Origin of the sequence: Pseudomonas sp. B22(2017), from assembly GCF_002113105.1 — a bacterium.
Taxonomy (GTDB): domain Bacteria; phylum Pseudomonadota; class Gammaproteobacteria; order Pseudomonadales; family Pseudomonadaceae; genus Aquipseudomonas; species Aquipseudomonas asiatica.
In genome coordinates, this window is record NZ_NEJN01000012.1 from 63,311 (window position 1) to 87,777 (window position 24,467).

Sequence of the window (24,467 nt, forward strand, 5' to 3'; positions counted from 1 at the left end):
TCGGTCGTTGTAGGAGCGGCCTTGCGTCGCGAAAGGGCTGCATAGCAGCCCCGGCCATATCTGCGGCGAAGCTGAAAATGTGGGGCCGCTGCGCGCCCCTTTCGCGACACAAGGCCGCTCCTACAAGATCTTCACCCGTGCTGGCGGAATGTTACAGGCCGTGGTTGTGCACCTTGCGCCTGCGCCACCCGCGCAAGCGCTGCTCCAGCTGCAGCGGGCTGTCCAGCTGCTGGCGCCGGGCCTGGCTGAACAGGATCAGCGCCAGTTCGGCGGTGACCAGCGCATCGGCGCTGGCGTGATGGCGCTCCTCTACCTGCAGGCCAAACCGCGCCACCCAGTCATCCAGCCCGGCCTCGCGCAGCACTGTGTCGGGGTTGAGCATCGGCGCCAGCTCGGCAACATCCAGGAAGGGCGAGTGCAGGCGATAGCCCAGGCTTTCCTTCAGCGCGCGGGCGAGCATGCGCTGGTCGAACGGCGCATGGAATGCCAACACCGGGCTGTTGCCAATGAAGTCGAGCAGGTCGAGCAAGGCCTCGGCCGGGTCGCAACCGGCAGCCAGGGCACTCGGGCCCAGGCCATGGATCAGCACGCTGGCGTTGGTCTTCTGCAAAGGCCGGTGCAAGGTGCGTTCGAATTGCTGGGCAAAGTCGATGGCGCCGTCTTCGATGGCGACGGCACCAACCGATAACACCTGGTCACGGTTGGTGTTCAGGCCGCTGGTCTCCAGGTCAAGCACCACCCAGCGCTGCTCGCGCAGGGTACACACCCCCAATGGCGCTGGCTTGGGCAGCCGGGCCAGGCGCTGGCGCGTGGCGTGGTCCAGTTCCGGCGCACTGGGGCGCAGCCAGGCGAACAGGCTCATAGCTGGTACCGCAAGGCCAGGCTGCTTTGCAGGCGCTGGGCCTGGCGCAGGGACTCGCGCAGGATGCGCCGGTCCAGGTGGTTGAGGCTGTCCGGGTCCAGGCGGTTGGAGTAGGGCAGGTTGTCGCGGGTCTGGCGCTGGTGCTGCTGCATGCGGGTTTGCTGGATGAAGTGGTAGGCCTCTTCATACGCTGCGCCATCCAGTGACTCGATCACGCCCTTGGCCACGAGCTGGCGCAGGCGCTCCAAGGTATTGCAGGCACCGATGCCGTTGGCCAGGGCCAGCAGCCGCGCACCATCGACGAAGGGCGTCAGGCCCTGGACCTTGAGGTCGAGGGTGGCGGCCTTGTCGTTACCCTGGCGGGTCAGCACGAACTCGCGCAGGCGGCCCACCGGCGGGCGCTGGCGCAGGGCGTTGTCAGCCATCATGCGCTGGAAGATGCGGTTGTCGGCCACCTGCTCCAGCAGGCCCTGGCGCAGTTGCTCGCAACCTTGCTCGTCGCCCCACACCACACGCAGGTCGAAATAGATGCTCGAGCCCAGCAGGTTCTCCGGGCTGGCTTCACGGACAAAACTGGCAAAACGCCGCGCCCATTCAATGCGCGACAGGCACAGCTCGGGGTTGCCGGCCATGACGTTGCCCTTGCACAGGGTGAAGCCGCACTGGGCCAGGCACTGGTTTATGTATTGCGCCAGCGGCAGCAGGCGTGCGCGGATGGCGTCGGCTTCGATGCTGTCGGCGGCTTCGAAGAGGATGCCGTTGTCCTGGTCAGTGTGCAGGGTTTGTTCTTGTCGCCCCTCGCTGCCAAAGCACAGCCAGCTGAACGGCACGCCCGGGTCACCGCGCTCGGCCAGCGCCAGTTCGATCACCCGGCACACGGTGTGGTCGTTCAGCAGGGTGATGATCTGGGTAATCTGCGTGGAGGATGCGCCATGGGCCAGCATTCGCTCGACCAGCTGGCTGATTTCGCCGCGCAGCGAGACCAGGGTATCCAGGCGTGGCGCATGGCGGATGGTGCGTGCCAGGTGCACCAGGTCGACCCGTTGCAGGGAGAACAGGTCGCGCTCCGAAACCACACCGCACAGGCGCTGGTTTTCCACCAGGCATACGTGGGCGATGTGCCGCTCGGTCATCGCCATGGCTGCGTCGAAGGCGCTGGCCTGGGGGCTGAGGTAGAACGGCTGGGCGGTCATGTGGCGCGCGATGGGTGCACCCAGGTCGGCATCGGCCGCAGCCACCACCTGGCGCAAGTCGCGCAGGGTGAAGATACCGGTGGGGTAGCGCTGCTGGTCGACCACAACGATGCTGCCGACCTGCTGCTCGTGCATCAGTCGCACGGCGTCTCGCAGAGGCGTTTCGGGGCTGCACACCACCGGGTGGCGCATGGCCAGTTCACCCAGTGGCGTGTTCAGCGAATACTGGGTGCCAAGGGTTTCCACCGCGCGCTGGCGTACCTGCTGGTTGACCTGGTCGAGCAGGCTGCTGACCCCGCGCAGGGCAAAATCCCGAAACACTTCCGACATCGAGAACACGCGGATGAACGCGGCCTTGTTCAACTGCAGGCAGAAGGTGTCCTCACCTGCCAGATGCTCGGTGCGGGTCGCCCGCTCGCCGAGCAGGGCAGCCAGCGGGAAGCATTCGCCGCTGGTGATCTCGAAGGTAGTCTCCACACCAGGTTTGACCAGATGCTGGCGTTCGCCGACCACGCGGCCCTGCTTGACTATGTAGAAGTGCTCGACCGGCCCATCGGCAGGTTTGACGATGCTTTCGCCGCTGGCATAGAAGCGCAGCTGGCACTGTTCGACCAGGTAGGCCAGGTGGCTGTGTTCCATCTGGTTGAACGGCGGAAAACGCTGCAGGAACTGCAAGGTGCCCTGGATGTTCTGCAGCACTGCCGTCCTTCCCGCCTGGCTGTAGGCGTCCTTTTTGCTCATGAAACTGACCGTATCGCTATGCCGAACTATATATCTATATATATAGGTGCCGGCCATGTTGTTCTCTGCCTCCATGGTCGGCTTGCGGCGGGATGGTGCCCATTGGACGTAAGTCTATGAGCGCCCCTGTCAAAGACCCGACGAAAGGCCAGCCGGGTTACGCAAGTTCTGCGGTCCTAATGCTGAAGCGGAATTTTTTTGACGAGATGAGCATGCCTGAGCAACACGACATCCTGAGTGACGCCGAGCGCGAGGCATTGGCCCTCGTAAGTGCGCCCGTGGTTGCCAAGCCACTGGTGCTGGTGGTGGATGACAATGCGGTGAATCGTGAGGCGCTGATCCTGTACCTGAAAAGCCGGGGGATTGACTGTGTCGGGGCGGATGGGGCCGAGGAGGCCAGGCTGTACCTGCACTACCAGCAACGGATTGGCTTGATGATTACGGATTTGCGCATGCAACCCGAGGATGGGCTGGACCTGATCCGCAAGGTTCGCGAATCAGAGCGGGCGGCGTTGTCGATCATCGTGGTGTCGGGCGATACCGACGTGAAAGAGGCGGTGGACGTGATGCACCTGGGGGTTGTGGATTTTCTTCTGAAGCCGGTCGACCTGGACAGGCTGCTGGAGTTGGTGAAGAAAGAACTGCAGATCGCTTAGCTGAGGAGCCTGTTCCGGCCTCATCGCCGGCAAGCCAGCTCCCACAGGGACCGCACAGCGTTTGGGGCCTGTGGGGGCTGGCTTGCCGGCGATTGGGCCGCAAAGCGGCCCGCTGTCGCAGATGTCGCTTACAGCCCGTTACGCGCCTTGAACTCGCGGCGACGGCGGTGCAGTACCGGCTCGGTATAGCCGTTCGGCTGCTTGCCACCTTCCACCACCAGTTCTACCGCCGCCTGGAACGCGACGTTGTCGTCGAAGTTCGGTGCCATCGGGCGGTACAGAGGGTCGCTGGCGTTCTGCTGGTCCACCACCACGGCCATGCGCTTGAGGCTTTCCAGCACCTGCTCCTGGCTGACCACGCCATGGCGCAGCCAGTTGGCCAGCAGCTGAGCCGAGATGCGCAGGGTGGCGCGGTCTTCCATCAGGCCGACGTTGTTGATGTCCGGCACCTTCGAGCAACCTACACCCTGGTCGATCCAGCGCACCACGTAGCCGAGGATGCCCTGGGCGTTGTTGTCCAGTTCGTTGCGGATCTCTTCGGCCGACCAGTTGGTGTCGGCGGCCAGCGGGATGGTGAGGATGTCATCCACCGACGCGGGTGTGCGCGAAGCCAGTTCACGCTGACGCGCCTGTACGTCCACCTTGTGGTAGTGCAGGGCATGCAGGGTGGCTGCAGTCGGCGACGGCACCCAGGCGGTGTTGGCGCCAGCCAACGGGTGGGCGATCTTCTGCTCGAGCATGGCTGCCATCAGATCGGGCATGGCCCACATGCCTTTGCCGATCTGCGCACGGCCTTGCAGGCCGGTGGCCAGGCCAACGTCGACGTTGTTGTTCTCGTAGGCACCGATCCACTTCTCGTTTTTCATGGCGCCCTTGCGCACCACGGCGCCGGCTTCCATCGAGGTGTGGATTTCATCGCCGGTGCGATCGAGGAAGCCGGTGTTGATGAACACCACGCGCTCGGCTGCGGCCTTGATGCACGACTTGAGGTTGACCGTGGTACGGCGCTCCTCGTCCATGATGCCGACCTTGACGGTATTGCGCTTCATGCCCAGCAGGTCTTCGACCTGGCTGAAGATTTCGGCGGCGAAGGCTACTTCCTCCGGGCCGTGCATCTTCGGCTTGACGATGTACACGCTGCCGGTGCGGGTGTTCTTGCGGCTGGTGTTGCCATTGAGGTTGTGCAGGGCGATCAGGTTGGTGAACAGGCCGTCCTGAATACCTTCGGGGATTTCGTTGCCTTGGGCGTCGAGGATCGCCGGGTTGGTCATCAGGTGGCCAACGTTGCGCACGAACAGCAGCGAACGGCCATGCAGGGTCACGCTACCGCCGTTGGGCGCGGCGTACTCGCGGTCCGGGTTCATGGTGCGGGTGAAGGTTTTGCCACCCTTGCTAACGCTTTCTGCCAGGTCGCCTTTCATCAGGCCCAGCCAGTTGCGGTAGACGATCACCTTGTCGTCGGCGTCAACGGCTGCAACCGAGTCTTCGCAGTCCATGATGGTGGTCAGCGCCGATTCCATCAGGATGTCTTTCACGCCGGCGGCGTCGGTGCTGCCGACCGGGGTGCTGGCGTCGACCTGGATTTCGAAGTGCAGGCCGTTGTGCTTGAGCAGCACGGCGGTCGGCGCAGCGGCATCGCCATGGAAGCCGATCAGCTGGGCATCGTCACGCAGGCCGCTGTTGCTGCCGCCTTTCAGGGCAACTACCAGCTTGCCGCCTTCGATGCGGTAGCCGGTGGAGTCGACGTGCGAGCCGGCCGCCAGTGGCGCGGCTTCGTCGAGGAAGGCGCGGGCGAAGGCGATGACCTTGTCGCCACGTACCTTGTTGTAGCCCTGGCCTTTCTCGGCGCCGCCTTCATCGCTGATGGCATCGGTGCCATACAGCGCGTCGTACAGCGAACCCCAACGGGCGTTGGCGGCGTTCAGGGCGAAGCGGGCGTTCATCACCGGTACGACCAGCTGCGGGCCGGCCATGTGGGCGATTTCTTCGTCCACGTTCTGGGTGGTTGCCTGGAAATCGTCGGCTTGTGGCAGCAGGTAGCCGATTTCCTGGAGGAATGCTTTGTAGGCTACGGCGTCGTGGGCCTGGCCTTTGCGTGCCTGGTGCCAGGCGTCGATCTTGGCTTGCAGCTCGTCGCGCTTGGCGAGCAGGGCTTTGTTCTTTGGAGCGAGGTCATTGATGATCTTCTCTGCACCGGCCCAGAACTGCTCGGCGACGATGCCGGTCCCTGGGATGGCTTCGTTGTTCACGAAGTCGTACAGGACCTTGGCGACCTGAAGGCCACCGACTTGAACGTATCCAGTCATTGCTTGCCTCACTCTGCTCAGCTATTTCGCTCTTCTGTATTAAGCCTGTAGCGCTTCTCTAAACACGGCACCAGTGCATGCCCCCGAGTAAAGCCCCGAGCGCGGCTGGGTGCGGCCTGCCAGACCGGCTGGCAGACAGTGTGCGTATTTTCACAGGCGCCTTGGCAGACATCCAAACGACGTTTTGTAGTCCGCGCCACGGGATACTACACGAAGCAGTAGGCGGGGCAAAATCAGACTAAAAGCGCCGTTATGCGACCCGTTGGTCGCGTATGGTCACGCTGGGAGTGAGTATGTTCGCAAAAAACAGGTGGATTGTTCCAGATAAATCTTGAAACAGTACACGATTCGTTGTGCGGATTGCCCTGCGGCAGGTTGCCGCGCCTTGCCTATACTGAGTCGATCCCCCGATTTTCTGCCGCACGGCGCGGTCCGACACGAGGAAGGGCTTGTGGATCATCTTGTACTGACTGTGATTGCCCCTGACAAGGCCGGCCAGGTCGAGCGCATTGCCCAGTGCATCGCCGACCACAGTGGCAACTGGCTGGAAAGCCGCATGTCGCGCATGGCCGGGCAGTTTGCCGGCATCCTGCGGGTGGCGGTGCCGGCGGAAAACTACGACGAGCTGGTGGCTTCGCTGCAGGGGTTGGTCCGATATGACATTCGCGTGCTGATCGCCGAGAGTGGCATCGAGCCTTCGTGTACCTGGAAACCGATTGCCATGGAGCTGGTAGGTAATGACCGGCCAGGGATCGTGCGTGATATCACCCGCTTGCTGGCTGAATTGCAGGTGAACGTCGAGCGGTTTTCAACAGAAGTGCGGCCGGCGCCGATGAGCAGCGAGCCGTTGTTTCATGCAGATGCGTTGTTGGCTTTGCCGTTGACTCTACCGCTCGAAGAACTGCAGCAGCGACTGGAGAGCCTGGCGGATGACTTGATGGTGGAGTTGAAGCTGCGGCCGGAGGATTGATCCGAGATTGCCGGGGCCGCTTCGCGGCCCATCGCGACACAAGGCCGCTCCTACAAGGGTTACGCGTTCCCCTGTAGGAGCGGCCTTGTGTCGCGATGGGCTGCAAAGCAGCCCCCTGCGGTTATCCCGATATCACGGGGAAGGCCCTGTGGATAACCTGGGGGTTCCCCTCTCCAGCCCAGGCCTCGCGCGCCTTGCACGGCCTTGATCAAAAAACACCCAAAAATCAGCAGCTTGTGCACAAAGCACGGGGACGAGGGTGTGGATAACCTTTGGAGATGTCTCTGCAGGCCACGAATCACAAGGCCTGCAGAGTTGTGATCATTTTCTGATCAACTACGCTTGCGCAAACTGACCCACGCATCGACGCTGTAAATCGCCAAACCTGCCCAGATGAACATGAACGCCACCAAGGTGCTCGGCGACAAATGCTCATCGAACAGCAGCACCGCCTGCAGCAGCACCAGGGTCGGCGCCAGGTACTGCAGGAAGCCCAGCGTGGTGTACGGCAAGTGCCGCGCAGCAGCGTTGAAGCACACCAGCGGCACCAGTGTCACCGGCCCCGCAGCCATCAGCCACAACGCTTCGCTGCTGGTGTAGAACGCGCCTTGGGCACTTGTCGCCGCCGGATGCAGCAATAGCCAGCCAAGCGCCAGCGGTACCAGCATCCAGGTTTCCACCACCAGGCCCGGCAGCGCCGCTACCGGTGCCTGCTTGCGAATCAGCCCGTAGAAGCCGAAGCTCAGCGCCAGTACCAGCGACACCCACGGCAGGCTGCCCACCTGCCACACCTGCTGAGCCACACCCACGGCGGCCATGGCCACGGCCAGCCACTGAAGCCGACGCAGGCGCTCGCCAAGAATCAGCATGCCCAGCAGCACATTGATCAGCGGGTTGATGTAGTAACCCAGGCTGGCCTCGAGCATGCGCCCGTTGTTCACCGACCATACGTAGGTCAGCCAATTGCCGGCGATCAGCGCCCCGCTCAGGGCCAGGATGCCCAGCCGGCTCGGGTTGTCACGCAGTTCACGCCACCAGCCGGGGTGTTTCCACACCAGTAGCAGCAGCGAGCCGAACAGTGCCGACCACAGCACCCGGTGGACAATGATCTCCACGGCCGGAACGCTCTGGATTGCCTTGAAGTACAGGGGGAAAAGACCCCAGATGATGTAGGCGCTGAGGCCCAGTAGGTACCCGCGACGCGGGTTTGCGGCGTGCATGCAGAATCCTTGCTTAGGTAGCTAAATAAAGCGACGCCTATTGTAGACAGAGGCGGTCGTGCTTCTAGAACAATTTCAGCGGCGCTTCATCCAGTGCGGCCATTTGCTCGCGCAGGGCGAGGATCTGGTCTCCCCAGTAGCGTGGCTGGCCGAACCAGGGGAAGCTCGGCGGAAATGCCGGATCGTCCCAGCGCCGCGCCAGCCAGGCGCTGTAGTGCAACTGGCGCAGGGCGCGCAGGGGCTCGATCAGGGCCAGCTCGCGCGGGTCGAAGTCGTGGAACTCGTTGTAGCCGTCGATCAGTTCGGCCAGTTGCCCCAGGCGCTCCTCGCGGCTGCCGGCCAGCATCATCCACAAGTCCTGCACCGCCGGGCCCATGCGGCAGTCGTCGAGGTCGACCACGTGGTACACCTCGTCGCGGTGCATAAGGTTGCCGGGGTGCAGGTCGCCATGCAGGCGGATGAGCTTGTGCGGGGTGCGGGCATAGATGTCCTCCACTCGCTTGAGCAGGTCGCGGGCCACCGATTCGAACGCCGGCAGCAGTTCGCGAGGGACGAAATCGCCTTCCAGCAGGGTATTCAGTGAGGCGTGGCCGAAGTTGTCCACAGCCAGCGCTTCGCGGTGCTCGAACGGTTTGCTGGCACCCACGGCATGCAGGCGGCCGAGCAACTGGCCAAGACGGTAGAGCTGGTCGAGGTTACCCGGCTCTGGCGCGTGGCCGCCGCGGCGGGGGAACAGGGTGAAGCGGAAGCCCTGGTGTTCGAACAGGGTGCGGCCGTCGTGCTGCAAGGGGGCGACCACCGGCACTTCGCATTCGGCCAGTTCGGCAGTGAAGCTGTGCTCTTCGAGGATGGCCGCGTCGCTCCAGCGGCCTGGGCGGTAGAACTTGGCGATCAGCGGTTGCGCGCCCTCGATGCCCACCTGGTAGACGCGGTTTTCGTAGCTGTTCAGCGCCAGCACCCGGGCATCGCTGAGAAAGCCCAGGCTTTCCACGGCGTCCAGGACCAGGTCGGGGGTGAGGGTATCGAAGGGGTGAGACATGGGGGCTCCGGGGATAGGCGGCGTGGGGACCATGGTAACGCGTTATGCCTGTACCGGCCTCTTCGCGGGTAAACCCGCGAACCGCGCAAAGCGCGGCCAGGCTATGCAGGAATCCCAAGCAATACATAAGAGGGATGAAATTGAACCCGCACCGAACTGCCTGCTGCCACCCGCTGCCCAGCCAACCAATCCGTCTCGGCAAACGCACACAACGTCTGCCCATTCCCCAACGCCAACCGGACCTCACCAGGCCCATCAGCCTCCGCCAGCACCTCCTCCACCGTCGCCCGTAGGCAATTGCTATCCGCTTCGGCCTGTTCCTCGTCGGCCAGCAACCTCACCCACCCCGCCTTGAGCAGCGCCACTACCGTCGTCCCCAGCGTCAGTTCCAGCCGTGCGGTGCTGTCGTGGGTGATCAACGCCTCGATCTCCAACCCTCCGCCCAACGCCAGGCTGACGCGATCATGTCGTCCCTCGCGGCGCAGGCCGCTGACCTGGCCCTGCAACTGGTTGCGCGCGCTGGTACGCAGCATCAGCCGGCCGAGCAGGTCGAGGTCGCTGGACTCTTCGGCCGCTTCGAGGATTTGCGCCTGAAGGGCCTGCAGCCTCTGGTACAGGCGCAGCACCCGCTGGCCTTCCGGCGACAGACGGGCACCACCGCCACCACGCCCGCCGGTACTGCGCTCGACGAGGGGCTGGCTGGCCAGGTTGTTGAGTTCGTCGATGGCGTCCCAGGCGGCCTTGTAGCTGATGCCCGCAGCCTTGGCGGCGCGGGTGATCGAACCTTCTTCGGCAATGTGCTGCAGCAGCGCGATGCGCTGGGGGCGGCGGGCGATGTGCTGGGTGAGGTGGGGGGGCAGGGACATGGGCATTCGGTCATTGTAAGTGGCAGCGAAGTGTAGCTTGTGTGGGAGCGGCCTTGTGTCGCGAAAGGGCTGCGTAGCAGCCCCAGCGATTTTTGCCGTGGCAGAGATCCTGGGGCTGCTACGCAGCCCTTTCGCGACACAAGGCCGCTCCCACACGTCATACATACCCCGGCTTGGGCGTGCGCGCCAGGCAATACACATCCACCCGCCGCGCACCGGCCTTGCGCAGCACTTCGGCAACCGCTTGCGCGGTCGCACCGGTGGTCAACACGTCATCGACAATGGCGACATGCTTGCCCGTCAGCTTGCCCGTGACGGTAAACGCCTGGCGCAAGTTGCGTCGCCTGGCCTTGGCGTCCAGTTGTTGCTGCGCAGGTGTCTCCCGTGTGCGCAGCAGCAACCGCTCGTCGCAACGTACCCCCACGTGCGACGACAGCCAGCGCCCGAGCATCCCCGCCTGGTTGAACCCCCGCTCCCGTAGTCGACGTTTGGCCAAGGGTACAGGCAACAACAGGTCGGGGCGCGGCAGCCCTTCGGTAAAGCGGTGCAGCAGCCCATGCGCGAGCAATTCGGCCATCAGGCGCCCCAAGGGCCACTGGCGGTTGTGCTTGAAACGGCTGATCAGCGTGTCCACCGGAAAGCCGAAATGCCACAGTGCAAGCACCTGCTCGAAGGCCGGTGCGCGGCGCTGGCATTGAGCGCAAGTCAGGCCGGCTATCGGCAATGGCAGGGCGCAGCGCAGGCAATGATCGCCCAGCCAGGGCAGTTCCTGCTCGCAGGCGACGCACAGCGGGTAGGCCTGCTCGGCAGGTTCATCGCACAGCAAACACAATTGATTAATAAGTGAGCACTTGTAAACCAGTCTTTTCCAGTGTGGTTGACAGTTCATAGGCCTTCCATGACTATGCGAGCTATCCGTGATGCGCTGGCGGGCTTTCCTGTCCCGGCGCCTGCTTCAGCCTAAACAAGGAAACGCCAATGAGCGCCAGCACAACTGCAACAACACGTCACGACTGGTCCCTGGCCGAGGTCAAGGCGCTGTTCCAGCAACCGTTCAATGACCTGCTGTTCCAGGCGCAGACCGTGCACCGCGCGCATTTCGACCCGAACCGCGTGCAGGTTTCGACCCTGTTGTCGATCAAGACCGGCGCCTGCCCGGAAGATTGCAAATATTGTCCACAGTCCGGCCACTACAACACCGGGCTGGAAAAACAGAAGCTGATGGAAGTGCAGAAGGTGCTGGAAGAAGCCGCCCGCGCCAAAGCCATTGGTTCTACCCGCTTCTGCATGGGCGCGGCTTGGAAGCACCCGTCGGCCAAAGACATGCCCTACGTGCTGGAGATGGTCAAAGGCGTGAAGGCCATGGGCCTGGAAACCTGCATGACCCTCGGCAAGCTCGACCAGGAGCAGACCAAGGCCCTGGCCCAGGCCGGCCTGGACTATTACAACCACAACCTCGACACCTCGCCTGAGTTCTACGGCAGCATCATCACCACCCGCACCTACAGCGAGCGCCTGCAGACCCTGGCCTACGTGCGCGATGCCGGGATGAAGATCTGCTCCGGCGGCATCCTCGGCATGGGCGAGTCGCTGGACGACCGCGCCGGCCTGCTGATCCAGCTGGCCAACCTGCCCGAGCACCCGGAGTCGGTACCGATCAACATGCTGGTCAAGGTGGCCGGTACGCCGCTGGCCGAGGAAGAAGACGTCGACCCGTTCGACTTCATCCGCATGCTGGCCGTGGCCCGTATCCTCATGCCCAAGTCGCACGTGCGCCTGTCCGCCGGCCGCGAGCAGATGAACGAGCAGATGCAGGCCCTGGCCTTCATGGCTGGTGCCAACTCGATCTTCTACGGCGAAAAACTGCTGACCACCGCCAACCCGCAGGCCGACAAGGACATGCAGCTGTTCGCACGCCTGGGCATCAAGCCCGAAGCGCGTGAAGAGCACGCCGACGAAGTGCACCAGGCGGCCATCGAGCAGGCGCTGGTCGAGCAGCGCAGCAGCGAGATGTTCTACAACGCCGCGACAGCCTGAAATGGCCTTCGACTTGGCAGCGCGCCTGGCCGAACGGCGCGCCGCAGACCTGTATCGGCAGCGGCCACTGCTGGAAAGCCCGCAGGGGCCGGAAGTGGTGGTCGATGGCCAGTGTTTGCTGGCCTTCTGCAGCAATGACTACCTGGGCTTGGCCAACCACCCCGAGGTGATTGCCGCCTGGCAGGCCGGCGCCGAGCGCTGGGGTGTCGGTGGCGGTGCCTCGCACCTGGTGATCGGCCACAGTACGCCGCACCACCAGGTGGAAGAGGCCCTGGCCGAACTCACCGGGCGCCCGCGCGCGCTGCTGTTCTCCACCGGCTACATGGCCAACCTGGGCGCCATCACCGCGCTGGTGGGGCAGGGCGACACGGTGCTGCAGGACCGCCTGAACCACGCTTCGCTGCTGGATGGCGGGTTGCTCAGTGGTGCCCGTTTCAACCGCTACCTGCACAACGACCCGGCCAGCCTGGCCAGCCGCCTGGACAAGGCCGTAGGCAATACCCTGGTAGTGACCGATGGCGTGTTCAGCATGGACGGCGACCTGGCCGACCTGCCGGCGCTGGCCGATGTCGCCCGCGCTCGCGGTGCCTGGCTGATGGTTGACGATGCCCATGGCTTGGGCACCCTCGGCACCCGGGGCGGCGGTATCGTCGAGCACTTCGGCCTGGGCGTTGAGGATGTGCCGGTGTTGATCGGTACGCTGGGCAAGGCTTGTGGTACCGCCGGTGCCTTTGTGGCCGGCAGCGAAGAGCTGATCGAGGCGCTGGTGCAGTTCGCCCGCCCGTACATCTATACAACCAGCCAGCCACCGGCGCTGGCCTGCGCCACCCTCAAGAGCCTGGAATTGCTGCGCCGCGAAACCTGGCGCCGCGAGCACCTGGCCGCGCTGATCCGCCAGTTCCGTGAAGGTGCGCAGCAGATCGGCCTGGAATTGATGGACAGCCCGACGCCGATCCAGCCCATCGTCATCGGCGACAGCGCAAAGGCCCTGCGCCTGTCACGCATGCTGCGCGAACGCGGTTTGCTGGTGACGGCCATCCGCCCGCCCACCGTGCCGGCGGGCAGCGCACGCCTGCGGGTGACATTGAGCGCCGCGCACAGCGGGGCGCAGGTGCAGCTATTGTTGAATGCATTGGCCGAGTGTTATCCACAGTTGGAGAGCGCCGATGCGTAATCGACTTGTTCTGTTGCCTGGCTGGGGCTTGGGCACTGCTTCCCTGGAGCCGCTGGCCGCCAGCCTGCGTGCCCAGGACGCCCGCCTGCAGGTAGAGCTGATGCCCTTGCCGGAACTGGCCCATAGCGATGTGCAGGCCTGGGTCGACCACCTCGACCGCAAGCTGCCGAGCGATGTCTGGCTGGGTGGCTGGTCGTTAGGCGGCATGCTGGCCAGCGCGCTGGCGCACAAGCGCGGCGACCATTGCTGCGGCCTGCTGACTCTGGCCAGCAACCCCAGTTTCGTGGCTCGCCCCGACTGGCCCCACGGCATGGCCGAAGACACTTTCGGCACCTTCCTCGACGGCTGCCGCAGCCATACCCAGGTCACCCTGAAGCGCTTCCGTACCTTGTGCAGCGACGGTGCCCTGCAACCGCGCACCCTGCTGCGTCAGCTGGGTGTCGGCGTGCCGGACACCGACCCGTTGTACCTGGCCACGGGCCTTGAGGTGCTGGCCAAGCTGGATACCCGCGAAGCACTGCAGGCCTATGGTGGCCCGCAGCTGCACCTGTTCGCCGGCAGCGATGCGCTGGTGCCGGCAGAGGCGGCAAAAGCGCTGAGCGAGCTGCTGCCCGATGTAGAAGTGGGCCTGGTCGAAGACAGTTCCCACGCGTTCCTGCTGGAGTACCCGCAGGAACTGGCGGCGGGCATCAAGAGTTTCCTGCATGAGAGTGGCGATGACTGACCTTTCCCGTCCGACCCTGCCCGGCGCGCTGCCCGACAAGCGCCAGGTAGCAGCCTCGTTCTCCCGCGCCGCAGCCAGCTACGACAGCGTGGCAGCCTTGCAGCGTGCGGTGGGTTCGAGCTTGCTGGAGCAGTTGCCGGAAGGCCTGCAGCCGTCACGCTGGCTGGACCTGGGCAGCGGCACCGGTCATTTCAGCAGGGCGTTGGCCGAGCGGTTCACCCAGGCCAGCGGCGTTGCGGTGGATATTGCCGAAGGCATGTTGTGCCATGCCCGCAACGAGCAAGGCGGGGCGCTCTATCACGTGGCCGGTGACGCCGAGCGTTTGCCGCTGCGTGATGCCAGCGTCGACCTGGTGTTCACCAGCCTGGCCGTGCAGTGGTGCGGCCAGTTCGCCAGCGTGCTGGCAGAAGCGCTGCGAGTGCTGCGCCCGGGCGGCGTGCTGGCCTTCAGCAGCCTGTGTGTGGGTACCCTCGATGAACTGCGCGCCAGTTGGCAGGCGGTGGATGGCCTAGTGCATGTGAACCGCTTCCGCCGTTTCGAGGACTATCAGCGCCTGTGCGCAGCCAGCGGCTTCGAACAGCTTGGTCTGCAGCGTTGTCCGCACGTGCTGCACTACCCGGATGTACGCAGCCTTACCCATGAACTCAAGGCTCTCGGCGCCCACAACCTGAACCCCGGCCGACCTTCCGGGCTTACCGGCCGGGCACGCATGCAGGGCCTGTTGCAGGCGTATGAGGCGTTTCGCCAGCCCGAGGGGCTACCAGCCACCTACCAGGTGGTCTATGGTGTGTTGCGCAAGCCACAGGCTTAAGGGGAGCGAGATGAGCCAGGCCTATTTCATTGCCGGTACCGATACCGATGTCGGCAAAACCACCATCGCTGCCGGCCTGCTGCATGCGGCACGGTTGCAGGGCATGAGCACGTTGGGAGCCAAGCCGGTGGCCTCCGGTTGCACGATGACGCCCAAAGGCTTGCGCAACAGCGACGCTCAGGCGCTGATCGATGAAAGCACGATCAAGATGCCCTACGAACAGGTCAACCCGTTTGCCTTCGAGCCTGCGATTGCGCCGCATGTGGCAGCACGTGAGGCCGGGGTGACGCTGGCCGTGTCGGACCTGCTGGCTGCGATGCGGAATGTGCTGCAACAAAATGCCGATTTCACCCTGATCGAGGGAGCCGGAGGCTGGCGCGTGCCGTTGTCGGGGCTGGAAAACCTGTCCGACCTTGCGGTGGCCCTGCGGCTGCCGGTGATTCTGGTGGTCGGGGTGCGGCTCGGCTGTATCAGCCATGCCTTGTTAAGCGCTGAGGCGATCGAGCGTGACGGGCTGCAACTGGCTGGATGGGTGGCGAACATCATCGAGCCGCGTACTTCGCGCCTGGAAGAGAACCTGGCCAGCCTGGCCGAGCGTTTGCCGGCGCCATGCCTGGGGCGGGTGCCCAAATTGAAGCAGGCCAGTGCCGACATGGTGGCTGAACACCTTCAGCTGGATCTGCTGGATTAACCGTTTCCAGGCTTGGCCCTTTCGCGGGTAAACCCGCTCCCACAGGTACTGCACAAGTCTCAAAAAATGTGGAGATCCTGTGGGAGCGGGTTTACCCGCGAAGAGGCCAGTGCAGGAATACCCAAGGCCTATCAAATGGCACGAGGCCATTAGGGATTTAAACGGGCCTTTTCGCCCCTGGCCTGCTTTAATTGGGCCTGTTCGTCATCCAGCGTCAATGGAGTCCTGACATGGAAATCACCGGTAGCTCCGCCTATTACGCGGGCCTGAGCGCAATCCAGACCGGCCAGAACCGCGTCGATCAGGCTGCCAGCCAGATCGCCAGCACCACCGCCGAACGTAGCGCCACCAGCCAGTCCAGCGATTTTCAGGCCGAGCGCCTGCGCGCGGTCGACCGCAGCCAGCAGATGGACCTGGCCACCAGCACCGTGCATCTGGCCGTGGGCAAACTCGAAGTCGAGCTTGGCGCAAAGGTCGCCAAGGCATCCGACGAAATGCTCGGCCGGATCATCGACACCTACGCCTGACACGGCGGCCCTTCCCGAACATAACGCTATCCCTGCGGGAGCGGGTTTACCCGCGAATGCGTCCGCCCGGAAACCTCTGTTTTCCGGGCTGGCCCATTCGCGGATAAACCCGCTCCCACAGGGGGACTTATCATGGCCTGACGCTTTTGCCATTTTTCGTGGCGTAAATGGCACCATAGTCCATCCTTGACATAAGGCGGAGCTAAACGTAAGTTTCAAACAACTGTTTGATCGACGGCCGCCACGTGCTGGTCACCCCACAGAACTCACCTAGAGGTTCATCGCAATGCCTGATTACAAAGCCCCCTTGCGTGATATCCGCTTCGTTCGCGACGAGCTGCTCGGCTATGAGGCGCACTATCAGAGCCTGCCGGGTTGCCAGGACGCCACGCCCGACATGGTCGACGCGATCCTCGAAGAAGGCGCGAAGTTCTGTGAGCAGGTGCTGTCGCCGCTGAACCGCGTGGGTGACCAGGAAGGCTGCACCTGGAGCGAGTCGGGCGTTAAAACCCCGACCGGCTTCAAAGCGGCCTACGAACAGTTCGTAGAAGGCGGCTGGCCGAGCCTGGCGCATGACGTCGAGCACGGCGGCCAGGGCCTGCCGGAGTCGCTGGGCCTGGCGCTGAGCGAAATGGTCGGCGGTGCGAACTGGTCGTGGGGCATGTACCCGGGCCTTTCCCATGGCGCGATGAACACCATCTCTGCGCATGGCACCCCCGAGCAGCAGCACACCTACCTGACCAAGCTGGTATCCGGCGAGTGGACCGGTACCATGTGCCTGACCGAGCCGCACTGCGGTACCGACCTGGGCATGCTGCGCACCAAGGCCGAGCCACAGGCCGACGGTAGCTACAAGGTGTCGGGTACCAAGATCTTCATTTCGGCCGGTGAGCACGACATGGCCGACAACATCGTCCATATCGTCCTGGCCCGCCTGCCGGACGCACCGGCTGGCACCAAGGGCATCTCGCTGTTCATCGTGCCGAAGTTCCTGCCCAACGCCGAAGGCGGTGTGGGCGAGCGCAACGGCGTGAGCTGCGGCTCGATCGAACACAAGATGGGTATCCACGGCAACGCCACCTGCGTGATGAACTTCGACGGCGCTACCGGCTACCTGATCGGCCCGGCTAACAAAGGCCTGAACTGCATGTTCACCTTCATGAACACCGCTCGCCTGGGTACCGCGCTGCAAGGCCTGGCCCACGCCGAAGTCGCGTTCCAGGGTGGCCTGAAGTATGCCCGTGAGCGCCTGCAGATGCGCTCCCTGACTGGCCCGAAAGCACCGGACAAGGCTGCTGACCCGATCATCGTCCACCCAGACGTGCGTCGCATGCTGCTGACCATGAAGGCCTTCGCCGAAGGCAACCGCGCGATGGTGTACTTCACTGCCAAGCAGGTGGACATCGTCAAGTACAGCCAGGATGAAGAAGAGCGCAAGAAGGCCGATGCCCTGCTGGCGTTCCTGACCCCGATCGCCAAGGCGTTCATGACCGAGGTCGGCTTCGAAGCCGCCAACCATGGCGTGCAGATCTACGGTGGCCACGGCTTCATCGCCGAATGGGGCATGGAGCAGAACGTACGGGACAGCCGCATTTCCATGCTGTATGAAGGCACCACCGGCATCCAGGCCCTGGACCTGCTCGGCCGCAAGGTGCTGATGACCCAAGGCGAAGCGCTGAAGGGCTTCACCAAGATCGTGCACAAGTTCTGCCAGGCGCAGGAAGGCAACGAAGCGGTCAAGGAGTTCGTCGAACCGCTGGCGGCGCTGAACAAGGAATGGGGCGAGCTGACCATGAAAGTGGGTATGGCCGCCATGAAGGACCGCGAAGAAGTGGGTGCGGCCTCGGTCGATTACCTGATGTATTCCGGCTACGCCTGCCTGGCCTACTTCTGGGCTGACATCGCCCGCCTGGCGGCGGAGAAACTGGCTGCCGGCACCAGCGAAGAAGCCTTCTACACCGCCAAGTTGCAGACCGCGCGCTTCTACTTCCAGCGCATCCTGCCGCGTACCCGTACCCATGTGGCGACCATGCTGTCGGGTGCCAACAACCTGATGGCGATGGACGAAGAACACTTCGGCCTGTCGTACTGATCCTGCCGCTGTACACGAAACCCGTCTGCCTTCACCGGCAGGCGGGTTTTTTCATTCTGCGGCCTGATGCCTATCTCTTTGTAGGAGCAGCCTTGTGCTGCGAAGAGGCCATAGCTGCCACAGAAAATCTTTTGTCATTGCGGCCTTTTCGCAGCACAAGGCTGCTCCTACAAGGAAAAGCGTCTGATTCGATATTCAACTGTTCATGTGCACTGCCGATGAAGTAAGGGCACAATGCCACCATTGATCTGCCGGGTTGGAGATTACCCTTGTTTCGTTTTAACGCTGTTCGCGCGAGTCACTTCCTGCCTTCGCTGATTCTTTTGCTGGCAGGACTCGCCGCGGCCTATGTGAGAGACCTCAGTGTCTTTTTCACATCGCTGTTCAACGTCCTGCCCACCTTGGTCCTGCTGCTGGGTGGCGCCTACTGTGCGGTGTACCGTCGCCAGCGCGAGCTGTTCCTGATGCTCACGGTGTACATCGCCTACTACCTGCTCGACACCCAGACCGACTTCTACCGTGACCATGGCCGCGTTCGCGAGGACGCGGCGGTGATCTTCCACCTCGTGTGCCTGCTGCTACCCGCCCTGTTCGGGCTGTATGGTGCCTGGCAGGAGCGCACCCACCTGCTGCAGGACCTGGTCGCCCGTGGCGCCGTGCTGTTCGCCGTGGGTAGCGTGGCGGTGGCCCTGGAGCAAAGCTACCCCCAAGCACTACTGACCTGGTTGGCGGAAATCCGCTGGCCAACCTTGCATGGCCAGTGGATGAGCCTGATCCAGATGGTCTATCCGCTGTTCCTCGGCGTGTTCATCCTGCTGGTGGTGCAATACCTGCGTGCACCACGGCCGCTGCACGCTGCGCAGGTGATGGGCCTGCTGGGCATCTTCTGGATGTTGCCGCAAACCTTCATCCTGCCGTTTACCCTGAACATCATGTGCAGCCAGGTCATGCTGATGATCGCCGCAGCGGTGGCGCACGAGGCCTACCAGATGGCTTTCCGCGACGAACTGACCGGCCTGCCGGGGCGCCGTGCGCTGAACGAGCGCATGCAGCGCCTGGGACGCAACTATGTGATCGCCATGACCGATGTCGACCACTTCAAGAAATTCAACGACACCCACGGCCACGATGTCGGCGACCAGGTGCTGCGCCTGGTTGCCAGCCGCCTGTCCAAGGTTACCGGGGGGGGCCGTGCCTACCGCTATGGCGGCGAGGAGTTCGCTCTGGTGTTTGCCGGCAAGACCGCCGAGGAATGCGTGCCCCATGTGGAAGCCGTGCGCGAAATGATCGCCAACTACGTGATGCACCTGCGCGACCAGCACAACCGCCCGCAGGACGATACCGCCGGGCGCCAGCGGCGGGCGGGCAGCAGTGGGGGTACGGTTTCGGTCACCATCAGCATCGGTGTGGCGGAGCGCCAGGCCGATCATCGTAACCCCGAAGCGGTGCTGAAATCCGCTGACCAGGCGCTGTACAGCGCCAAGGGCGCAGGGCGCAATTGTGTCATGGTACATGGGCAACAAGCGCAGCGAGGGGCGGTGCGCACGGCGTGACCGAGTTAGACTATACGGTCTATTGATGACCCTATGTCTCGTAAAAGTTGTTCGGTTACACTGCCTGCAACCCAGTGTCGCGGTTCCCCGAGACCGCTCCGACCCGACTAGCGAGAGGTTGTCATGGCTGAATATAAAGCGCCCCTGCGCGACATGCGCTTCGTACTGAATGAAGTCTTCAACGTGGCCGAGCAGTGGGCGCAGTTGCCCGGGTTGGCCGAGGTTGTCGATGCCGACACAGCCATGGCCGTGCTGGAAGAAGCCGGCAAGGTCACCGCCAAGTCCATCGCACCGCTCAGCCGTGCCGCCGACGAAGAGGGCTGTCACTGGGAAAACGGCGCAGTAAGTACCCCAGCCGGTTTCATCGAGGCGTACAAAACCTACGCCGAAGGCGGTTGGGTGGGTGTGGGTGGCGACCCGCTGTTCGGCGGTATGGGCATGCCCAAGGTCATCTCGGCCCAGGTCGAGGAAATGGTCAACGCCTCCAGCCTGTCCTTCGGCCTGTACCCGATGCTGACTGCTGGCGCCTGTCTGTCGATCAACGCCCACGCCAGTGAAGCGCTGAAGGAAAAGTACCTGCCAAACATGTACGCCGGCGTGTGGGCCGGCTCCATGTGCCTGACCGAGCCGCACGCCGGTACCGATCTGGGCATCATCCGCACCAAGGCCGAGCCCCAGGCCGACGGCAGCTACAAGGTCAGCGGCACCAAGATCTTCATCACCGGCGGCGAGCACGACCTGACCGAGAACATCATCCACCTGGTGCTGGCCAAGCTGCCGGACGCACCAGCGGGGCCGAAAGGCATTTCGCTGTTCCTGGTGCCGAAGTTCCTGGTCAATGAAGACGGCAGCCTGGGGGCGCGCAACCCGGCCACCTGCGGCTCGATCGAGCACAAGATGGGTATCCAGGCCTCGGCCACCTGCGTGATGAACTTCGATCAAGCGGTCGGCTATATCGTCGGTGAGCCGAACAAGGGCCTGGCGGCCATGTTCACCATGATGAACTACGAGCGCCTTGGCGTTGGTATCCAGGGCCTGGCCTCGGCCGAGCGCTCCTACCAGAATGCCGTGGAGTACGCCCGCGACCGCCTGCAGAGCCGCGCCCCGACCGGGCCACAAGCCAAGGACAAGGCCGCTGACCCGATCATCGTCCACCCGGACGTGCGCCGCATGCTGTTGACCATGAAGGCGCTGATCGAGGGTGGCCGTGCCTTCTCCAGCTATGTGGCCATGCAGCTGGACAGTGCCAAGTTCAGCGAAGACACCGCCGTGCGCAAGCGCAGCGAAGAACTGGTGGCACTGCTGACGCCGGTTGCCAAGGCCTTCCTCACCGACCTGGGCCTGGAGTGCGCGGTGCACGGCCAGCAGGTGTTCGGCGGGCATGGCTACATTCGCGAATGGGGGCAGGAGCAACTGGTGCGCGATGTGCGTATCACGCAGATCTACGAAGGCACCAACGGCATCCAGGCCCTCGACCTGATGGGGCGCAAGGTGGTGGCCAGTGGCGGGGCGTACTACCGGCTGTTCTCCGACGAGATTCGCCAGTTCATTGCCAGCGCAGGTAGCGAGCTGGATGAATTTGCCAAGCCGTTGGGTGCCTGTCTCGATCAGCTCGACGGGCTGACCGAGTGGGTGCTGGAACAGGCCAAGGGCAACCCGAACGAAATCGGAGCGGCTTCGGTCGAGTACCTGCATGCCTTTGGTTATGTCGCCTATGCCTACATGTGGGCATTGATGGCGCGGGCGGCGAAGGCGGGTGAAGGGGATGAGGCGTTCTATACGGGCAAGCTGGGTACGGCGCGGTTCTACTTTGCGCGGTTGCTGCCGCGGGTGGACTCGCTGGTGGCTTCGGTGAAGGCGGGGAGTGAGTCGTTGTACCTGCTGGATGCCGAACAGTTCTGACAGATTTGGGGGCTGCTTTGCAGCCCATCGCGACACAAGGCCGCTCCCACAGGTACCGTGCAAGCTCGAATGGCTATGCGTTCCCCTGTGGGAGCGGCCTTGTGTCGCGATGGGCCGCAAAGCGGCCCCTGTCGTGTAAGCCTTTTCCTACACAACGTGGTGACTTTTCACCACTGTTCTCAGATTGGATCCACGGTTATTCTTTACCACATGGACGTTGCGCAGGAAGCGCAAAGGACAGATCAAGGATGACGACGAAGGACACCTGCCAGGATGGCGGGGCGATACGGATGTCACAGGGAAACAGTCTGGAAAACCCCGCTTCGGCGGGGTTTTCTTTGTGCGCGTGTTTTTTCAGCCCAGCACATCCAGCGGTGATGCACCCAACAGGCGGGCGTCCGTCTCTTCCTCCAGCAGCGTGCGCAGCAGCTCCACAGATGCCTGCTGGCGTTGGGCATCGCGGAACACCAAGCCAACCTTCAGCGGTACCCGTGGCTCGCTCAATGGCTTCCACAGCAGCCCCTGGTCATCCTCGGCGGCCTCCTTGGCCCGCCCCGGCAGGATGGTGGCCAGCGCGGTATGGGCCAGGCTGTCGAGAATCCCCGCCATGTTGTTCATCTCTGCCTGCACCTGCGGCCGACGCCCCTGGCTGGCCAGTTGCGCCTGCCAGATCTGGCGGATCTGGAATTCCTCGCCCAGCATCAGCATGGGCAGCTCGGCGGCCTGGCGAATGGACACCTTCTTGAAGTCCTTTAGCGGGTGGGTAGCGGGGATGACCAGTTGCAGTTCATCTTCATAGAGCAGCAGACCATGCAGCCCCGGCTGGCGTGGCGGCAGGTAACTGATACCGATGTCCAGGCTGCCATTGAGCAAGCGCCGTTCGATCTCCAGCCCTGACAATTCGTAGATCTGCACCACCAGGTGCGGCTGTGCCCTGCGCAGGCGTTCAAGCAGCTGCGGCACCAGGCTCGGCCGCACGGTCTGCAGCACGCCGATGGCCAAGGTACGCAGCGACTGGCCCTTGAAGTTGCGCATGGCCTCGTGGGCGCGCTGCAGGCCGTCGAGCAACGGCAGGGCGTGGTTGTACAGGGTGTGGGCGGCCAGAGTCGGCAGCAGGCGCTTGTTGCTGCGTTCGAACAGGCTCAGGTCGAGGCTGTGCTCCAGCTGGCGTATCTGCTGGGAAAGCGCTGGCTGGGACAGCGACAGGCGCTCGGCGGCTCGGCCCACGTGGCCTTCTTCATACACCGCGACGAAATAACGCAGTTGGCGGAAATCCATAAGTGATACTTATCGAAAATGCTGGAAAAACGAAATGGTCGAAACCCCTCGCGAGGCCTAGTCTATCGCCGTATTCCAAAGGGTTACAGCGATGAATCGATCGATTGTTACCCCGGATGAAAAACACTTTTGATAGGCAAGGCAAAATATCGAGTGCCGCACCCAAGCCGCACCGTGACCGCCCCTGTCGTGATTGGTTGGAGCCCTGATGAACCTGTTCAACCTGCGCCGCCCGGCCCCTGCCGCCGTCGCCGAGCCCAAGCGTGCGCCGGTGATCGCGCCGGAAGCGCCGCAGCTGTCGCGTGAGCGCCTGATGCCCAGCACCGAACGCGCAGCGCAGGTATTCGTGCGTGGCCAGGGCTCCTGGTTGTGGGACAACGAAGGGCATGCCTACCTGGACTTCACCCAGGGTGGTGCAGTCAACAGCCTGGGCCACAGCCCCGGTGTGCTGGCGAAGGCGCTGGGCAGCCAGGCCCAGGCGTTGATCAACCCGGGCTCGGGCTTCCACAGCCGTGGCCTGCTGGGGCTGGTCAACCGCCTGTGCCAGAGCACCGGCAGCGACCAGGCCTACCTGCTCAACAGCGGTGCCGAAGCCTGCGAAGGCGCGATCAAGCTGGCGCGCAAGTGGGGCCAGCTGCACCGCAACGGCGCCTATCACATCATCACCGCCACCCAGGCCTGCCATGGCCGCAGCCTGGGCGCGTTGTCGGCGTCCGACCCGCTGCCCTGCAACCGCTGCGAACCGGGCCTGCCTGGCTTCAGCAAGGTGCCATTCAACGACTTGGTGGCGCTGCACGCCGAGGTGGACTCGCGCACCGTGGCGATCATGCTCGAGCCGATCCAAGGTGAGGCGGGTGTCATCCCGGCCACGCAGGAATACCTAAAGGGTGTGGAAACGCTGTGCCGCGAACTGGGCATCCTGCTGATCCTCGACGAGGTGCAGACCGGCATTGGCCGCTGTGGCGCGCTGCTGGCCGAGGAAACCTACGGCGTGCGCGCCGATATCATCACGCTGGGCAAGGGTTTGGGCGGTGGTGTGCCGCTGGCGGCCTTGCTGGCCCGGGGCACGGCGTGCTGCGCCGAGCCTGGCGAACTGGAAGGCAGTCACCATGGCAACGCGCTGATGTGCGCCGCCGGCCTGGCCGTGCTGGATACCGTGCTGGAGCCTGGCTTCTTCACCCAGGTGCGGGACAACGGCCGCCACCTGCGTGAAGGCCTGAGCCGGCTGGCCGGGCGCTATGGCCAGGGCGAAGTGCGCGGGCAAGGCCTGCTGTGGGCCCTGCAGATGAAAGAAAACCTGGCCCGCGAGCTGGTGGCGGCTGCCTTGCACGAAGGCCTGTTGCTCAACGCACCGCAGGCGGATGTGGTGCGTTTTTCGCCAGCGCTGACCGTGAGCAAGGGCAACATCGACGAAATGCTGCTGCGCCTGGCCCGTGCCTTTGCCCGTCTGCATGCCCAGCAGCAGGCCCGCCGCGAAATGCCAGCCTAGCGGCCTGGTGACATCGAGAATTCTACGAACCGTCTGGCGTTCCTGCGCATCGCCCTTGGCCTGTTTCATTCGGCCCGGGGCGTTTTTTTTGCCTGTTGAACCTCTGTGGCGGGCGGCTAGTCTCTGATGTAACCCCTTCAGGAGAGACTCGCATGGACTTTATACGCATCATCATCGCTATCATCCTGCCGCCGCTGGGCGTTTTCCTGCAGGTGGGGTTTGGCGGGGCGTTCTGGCTGAATATCTTGCTGACCTTGCTGGGGTACATTCCGGGGATCGTGCATGCGGTGTACATCATCGCCAAGCGTTAAGCGGCGAGCACGGTCCCTGTAGGAG

At 63.6% G+C, this 24,467-nt stretch carries 21 protein-coding genes; 13 read left to right on the plus strand and 8 right to left on the minus strand.

Features of this window, described 5'->3' with window-relative positions:
* Positions 1-151: 151 nt before the first annotated feature.
* Together CAG18_RS21105 and CAG18_RS21110 are read right to left on the minus strand one after the other, a co-directional pair.
* A complete protein-coding gene (locus CAG18_RS21105; protein ID WP_013970547.1) occupies positions 152-862 on the minus strand; it encodes a PolC-type DNA polymerase III in 711 nt (236 codons plus the stop codon).
* Complete coding sequence (locus CAG18_RS21110; protein ID WP_085721479.1) at positions 859-2,796, minus strand: putative nucleotidyltransferase substrate binding domain-containing protein; 1,938 nt, start codon at positions 2,794-2,796, stop codon at positions 859-861. The genes CAG18_RS21105 and CAG18_RS21110 overlap by 4 nt, the downstream gene beginning before the upstream one ends.
* A 116-nt stretch (positions 2,797-2,912) precedes the next feature.
* On the opposite strand from CAG18_RS21110, the gene CAG18_RS21115 reads away from it, so the two are divergent.
* Positions 2,913-3,452: a response regulator gene (locus tag CAG18_RS21115; RefSeq protein WP_085721480.1), complete on the plus strand. Its 540-nt coding sequence runs from the start codon at positions 2,913-2,915 to the stop codon at positions 3,450-3,452.
* A gap of 128 nt (positions 3,453-3,580) precedes the next feature.
* Here CAG18_RS21115 and CAG18_RS21120 read toward each other — a convergent pair whose 3' ends face one another.
* Positions 3,581-5,758, minus strand: a complete 2,178-nt coding sequence (locus CAG18_RS21120) for a malate synthase G (protein WP_015268691.1) — start codon at positions 5,756-5,758, stop codon at positions 3,581-3,583.
* A gap of 451 nt (positions 5,759-6,209) precedes the next feature.
* Here CAG18_RS21120 and CAG18_RS21125 point away from each other — a divergent pair, with 451 nt between their 5' ends.
* Entirely contained in the window at positions 6,210-6,728 is a 519-nt protein-coding gene (locus CAG18_RS21125) for a glycine cleavage system protein R (protein ID WP_013970551.1), read from the plus strand.
* A gap of 332 nt (positions 6,729-7,060) precedes the next feature.
* Here the strand turns inward: CAG18_RS21125 and rarD are convergent, their stop codons facing one another.
* The 4 genes from rarD to CAG18_RS21145 all read right to left on the minus strand — a co-directional run bounded on the left by rarD (position 7,061) and on the right by CAG18_RS21145 (position 10,742).
* Positions 7,061-7,948 carry an EamA family transporter RarD gene (rarD, locus tag CAG18_RS21130; protein WP_085721481.1) on the minus strand — a complete coding sequence of 296 codons (888 nt, stop codon included), beginning with the start codon at positions 7,946-7,948 and terminating at the stop codon, positions 7,061-7,063.
* Between the two features lie 64 nt (positions 7,949-8,012).
* Positions 8,013-8,987 carry a serine/threonine protein kinase gene (locus CAG18_RS21135; protein ID WP_013970553.1) on the minus strand — a complete coding sequence of 325 codons (975 nt, stop codon included), beginning with the start codon at positions 8,985-8,987 and terminating at the stop codon, positions 8,013-8,015.
* Between the two features lie 101 nt (positions 8,988-9,088).
* Positions 9,089-9,853 carry a TOBE domain-containing protein gene (locus tag CAG18_RS21140; protein ID WP_085721482.1) on the minus strand — a complete coding sequence of 255 codons (765 nt, stop codon included), beginning with the start codon at positions 9,851-9,853 and terminating at the stop codon, positions 9,089-9,091.
* A gap of 157 nt (positions 9,854-10,010) precedes the next feature.
* Positions 10,011-10,742, minus strand: coding sequence for a ComF family protein (locus CAG18_RS21145; protein WP_015268695.1), 732 nt, complete (start codon positions 10,740-10,742; stop codon positions 10,011-10,013).
* An 89-nt stretch (positions 10,743-10,831) separates the two neighbouring features.
* On the opposite strand from CAG18_RS21145, the gene bioB reads away from it, so the two are divergent.
* From bioB to CAG18_RS21190, 9 genes are all read left to right on the plus strand, one after another.
* Complete coding sequence (gene bioB, locus CAG18_RS21150) at positions 10,832-11,890, plus strand: biotin synthase BioB (RefSeq protein WP_013970556.1); 1,059 nt, start codon at positions 10,832-10,834, stop codon at positions 11,888-11,890.
* Between the two features lies 1 nt (position 11,891).
* Complete coding sequence (bioF, locus tag CAG18_RS21155; protein WP_054573686.1) at positions 11,892-13,064, plus strand: 8-amino-7-oxononanoate synthase; 1,173 nt, start codon at positions 11,892-11,894, stop codon at positions 13,062-13,064.
* Positions 13,057-13,788, plus strand: coding sequence for an alpha/beta fold hydrolase (locus CAG18_RS21160; RefSeq protein ID WP_054573687.1), 732 nt, complete (start codon positions 13,057-13,059; stop codon positions 13,786-13,788). The genes bioF and CAG18_RS21160 overlap by 8 nt, the downstream gene beginning before the upstream one ends.
* A complete protein-coding gene (bioC, locus tag CAG18_RS21165) occupies positions 13,781-14,599 on the plus strand; it encodes a malonyl-ACP O-methyltransferase BioC (protein WP_015268699.1) in 819 nt (272 codons plus the stop codon). The genes CAG18_RS21160 and bioC overlap by 8 nt, the downstream gene beginning before the upstream one ends.
* A 10-nt stretch (positions 14,600-14,609) precedes the next feature.
* Positions 14,610-15,290: a dethiobiotin synthase gene (gene bioD / locus CAG18_RS21170; RefSeq protein ID WP_015268700.1), complete on the plus strand. Its 681-nt coding sequence runs from the start codon at positions 14,610-14,612 to the stop codon at positions 15,288-15,290.
* Between the two features lie 230 nt (positions 15,291-15,520).
* On the plus strand, positions 15,521-15,817 hold the full coding sequence (locus CAG18_RS21175) for a pyrroloquinoline quinone biosynthesis protein PqqE (RefSeq protein WP_085721483.1): 297 nt from the start codon (positions 15,521-15,523) through the stop codon (positions 15,815-15,817).
* A gap of 286 nt (positions 15,818-16,103) precedes the next feature.
* Positions 16,104-17,909: a phenylacyl-CoA dehydrogenase gene (locus CAG18_RS21180; RefSeq protein ID WP_015268701.1), complete on the plus strand. Its 1,806-nt coding sequence runs from the start codon at positions 16,104-16,106 to the stop codon at positions 17,907-17,909.
* Between the two features lie 269 nt (positions 17,910-18,178).
* Positions 18,179-19,462, plus strand: coding sequence for a diguanylate cyclase (locus CAG18_RS21185; RefSeq protein ID WP_039613233.1), 1,284 nt, complete (start codon positions 18,179-18,181; stop codon positions 19,460-19,462).
* A gap of 123 nt (positions 19,463-19,585) precedes the next feature.
* Positions 19,586-21,364 carry an acyl-CoA dehydrogenase C-terminal domain-containing protein gene (locus tag CAG18_RS21190; protein WP_015268703.1) on the plus strand — a complete coding sequence of 593 codons (1,779 nt, stop codon included), beginning with the start codon at positions 19,586-19,588 and terminating at the stop codon, positions 21,362-21,364.
* A 354-nt stretch (positions 21,365-21,718) separates the two neighbouring features.
* Here the strand turns inward: CAG18_RS21190 and CAG18_RS21195 are convergent, their stop codons facing one another.
* Positions 21,719-22,642 carry a LysR family transcriptional regulator gene (locus CAG18_RS21195; protein WP_004375209.1) on the minus strand — a complete coding sequence of 308 codons (924 nt, stop codon included), beginning with the start codon at positions 22,640-22,642 and terminating at the stop codon, positions 21,719-21,721.
* A gap of 208 nt (positions 22,643-22,850) precedes the next feature.
* Between CAG18_RS21195 and CAG18_RS21200 the strand changes: the two genes are divergently transcribed.
* Together CAG18_RS21200 and CAG18_RS21205 are read left to right on the plus strand one after the other, a co-directional pair.
* The gene (locus CAG18_RS21200; protein ID WP_085721484.1) at positions 22,851-24,131 is read left to right on the plus strand and encodes an aspartate aminotransferase family protein; all 1,281 of its coding nucleotides are present in this window, start codon (positions 22,851-22,853) and stop codon (positions 24,129-24,131) included.
* A 152-nt stretch (positions 24,132-24,283) separates the two neighbouring features.
* Complete coding sequence (locus CAG18_RS21205; RefSeq protein ID WP_009681539.1) at positions 24,284-24,442, plus strand: YqaE/Pmp3 family membrane protein; 159 nt, start codon at positions 24,284-24,286, stop codon at positions 24,440-24,442.
* Positions 24,443-24,467: the final 25 nt, after the last annotated feature.

Coding starts and splice junctions, on each gene's coding strand:
- CAG18_RS21105 (WP_013970547.1), bottom strand. CDS start 862: ATGAGCCTGTTCGCCTGGCTGCGCCCCAGTGCGCCGGAACTGGACCAC.
- CAG18_RS21110 (WP_085721479.1), bottom strand. CDS start 2,796: ATGAGCAAAAAGGACGCCTACAGCCAGGCGGGAAGGACGGCAGTGCTG.
- CAG18_RS21115 (WP_085721480.1), top strand. CDS start 2,913: ATGAGCGCCCCTGTCAAAGACCCGACGAAAGGCCAGCCGGGTTACGCA.
- CAG18_RS21120 (WP_015268691.1), bottom strand. CDS start 5,758: ATGACTGGATACGTTCAAGTCGGTGGCCTTCAGGTCGCCAAGGTCCTG.
- rarD (WP_085721481.1), bottom strand. CDS start 7,948: ATGCACGCCGCAAACCCGCGTCGCGGGTACCTACTGGGCCTCAGCGCC.
- CAG18_RS21135 (WP_013970553.1), bottom strand. CDS start 8,987: ATGTCTCACCCCTTCGATACCCTCACCCCCGACCTGGTCCTGGACGCC.
- CAG18_RS21140 (WP_085721482.1), bottom strand. CDS start 9,853: ATGTCCCTGCCCCCCCACCTCACCCAGCACATCGCCCGCCGCCCCCAG.
- CAG18_RS21145 (WP_015268695.1), bottom strand. CDS start 10,742: ATGAACTGTCAACCACACTGGAAAAGACTGGTTTACAAGTGCTCACTT.
- bioB (WP_013970556.1), top strand. CDS start 10,832: ATGAGCGCCAGCACAACTGCAACAACACGTCACGACTGGTCCCTGGCC.
- bioF (WP_054573686.1), top strand. CDS start 11,892: ATGGCCTTCGACTTGGCAGCGCGCCTGGCCGAACGGCGCGCCGCAGAC.
- CAG18_RS21160 (WP_054573687.1), top strand. CDS start 13,057: ATGCGTAATCGACTTGTTCTGTTGCCTGGCTGGGGCTTGGGCACTGCT.
- bioC (WP_015268699.1), top strand. CDS start 13,781: ATGACTGACCTTTCCCGTCCGACCCTGCCCGGCGCGCTGCCCGACAAG.
- bioD (WP_015268700.1), top strand. CDS start 14,610: ATGAGCCAGGCCTATTTCATTGCCGGTACCGATACCGATGTCGGCAAA.
- CAG18_RS21175 (WP_085721483.1), top strand. CDS start 15,521: ATGGAAATCACCGGTAGCTCCGCCTATTACGCGGGCCTGAGCGCAATC.
- CAG18_RS21180 (WP_015268701.1), top strand. CDS start 16,104: ATGCCTGATTACAAAGCCCCCTTGCGTGATATCCGCTTCGTTCGCGAC.
- CAG18_RS21190 (WP_015268703.1), top strand. CDS start 19,586: ATGGCTGAATATAAAGCGCCCCTGCGCGACATGCGCTTCGTACTGAAT.
- CAG18_RS21195 (WP_004375209.1), bottom strand. CDS start 22,642: ATGGATTTCCGCCAACTGCGTTATTTCGTCGCGGTGTATGAAGAAGGC.
- CAG18_RS21200 (WP_085721484.1), top strand. CDS start 22,851: ATGAACCTGTTCAACCTGCGCCGCCCGGCCCCTGCCGCCGTCGCCGAG.
- CAG18_RS21205 (WP_009681539.1), top strand. CDS start 24,284: ATGGACTTTATACGCATCATCATCGCTATCATCCTGCCGCCGCTGGGC.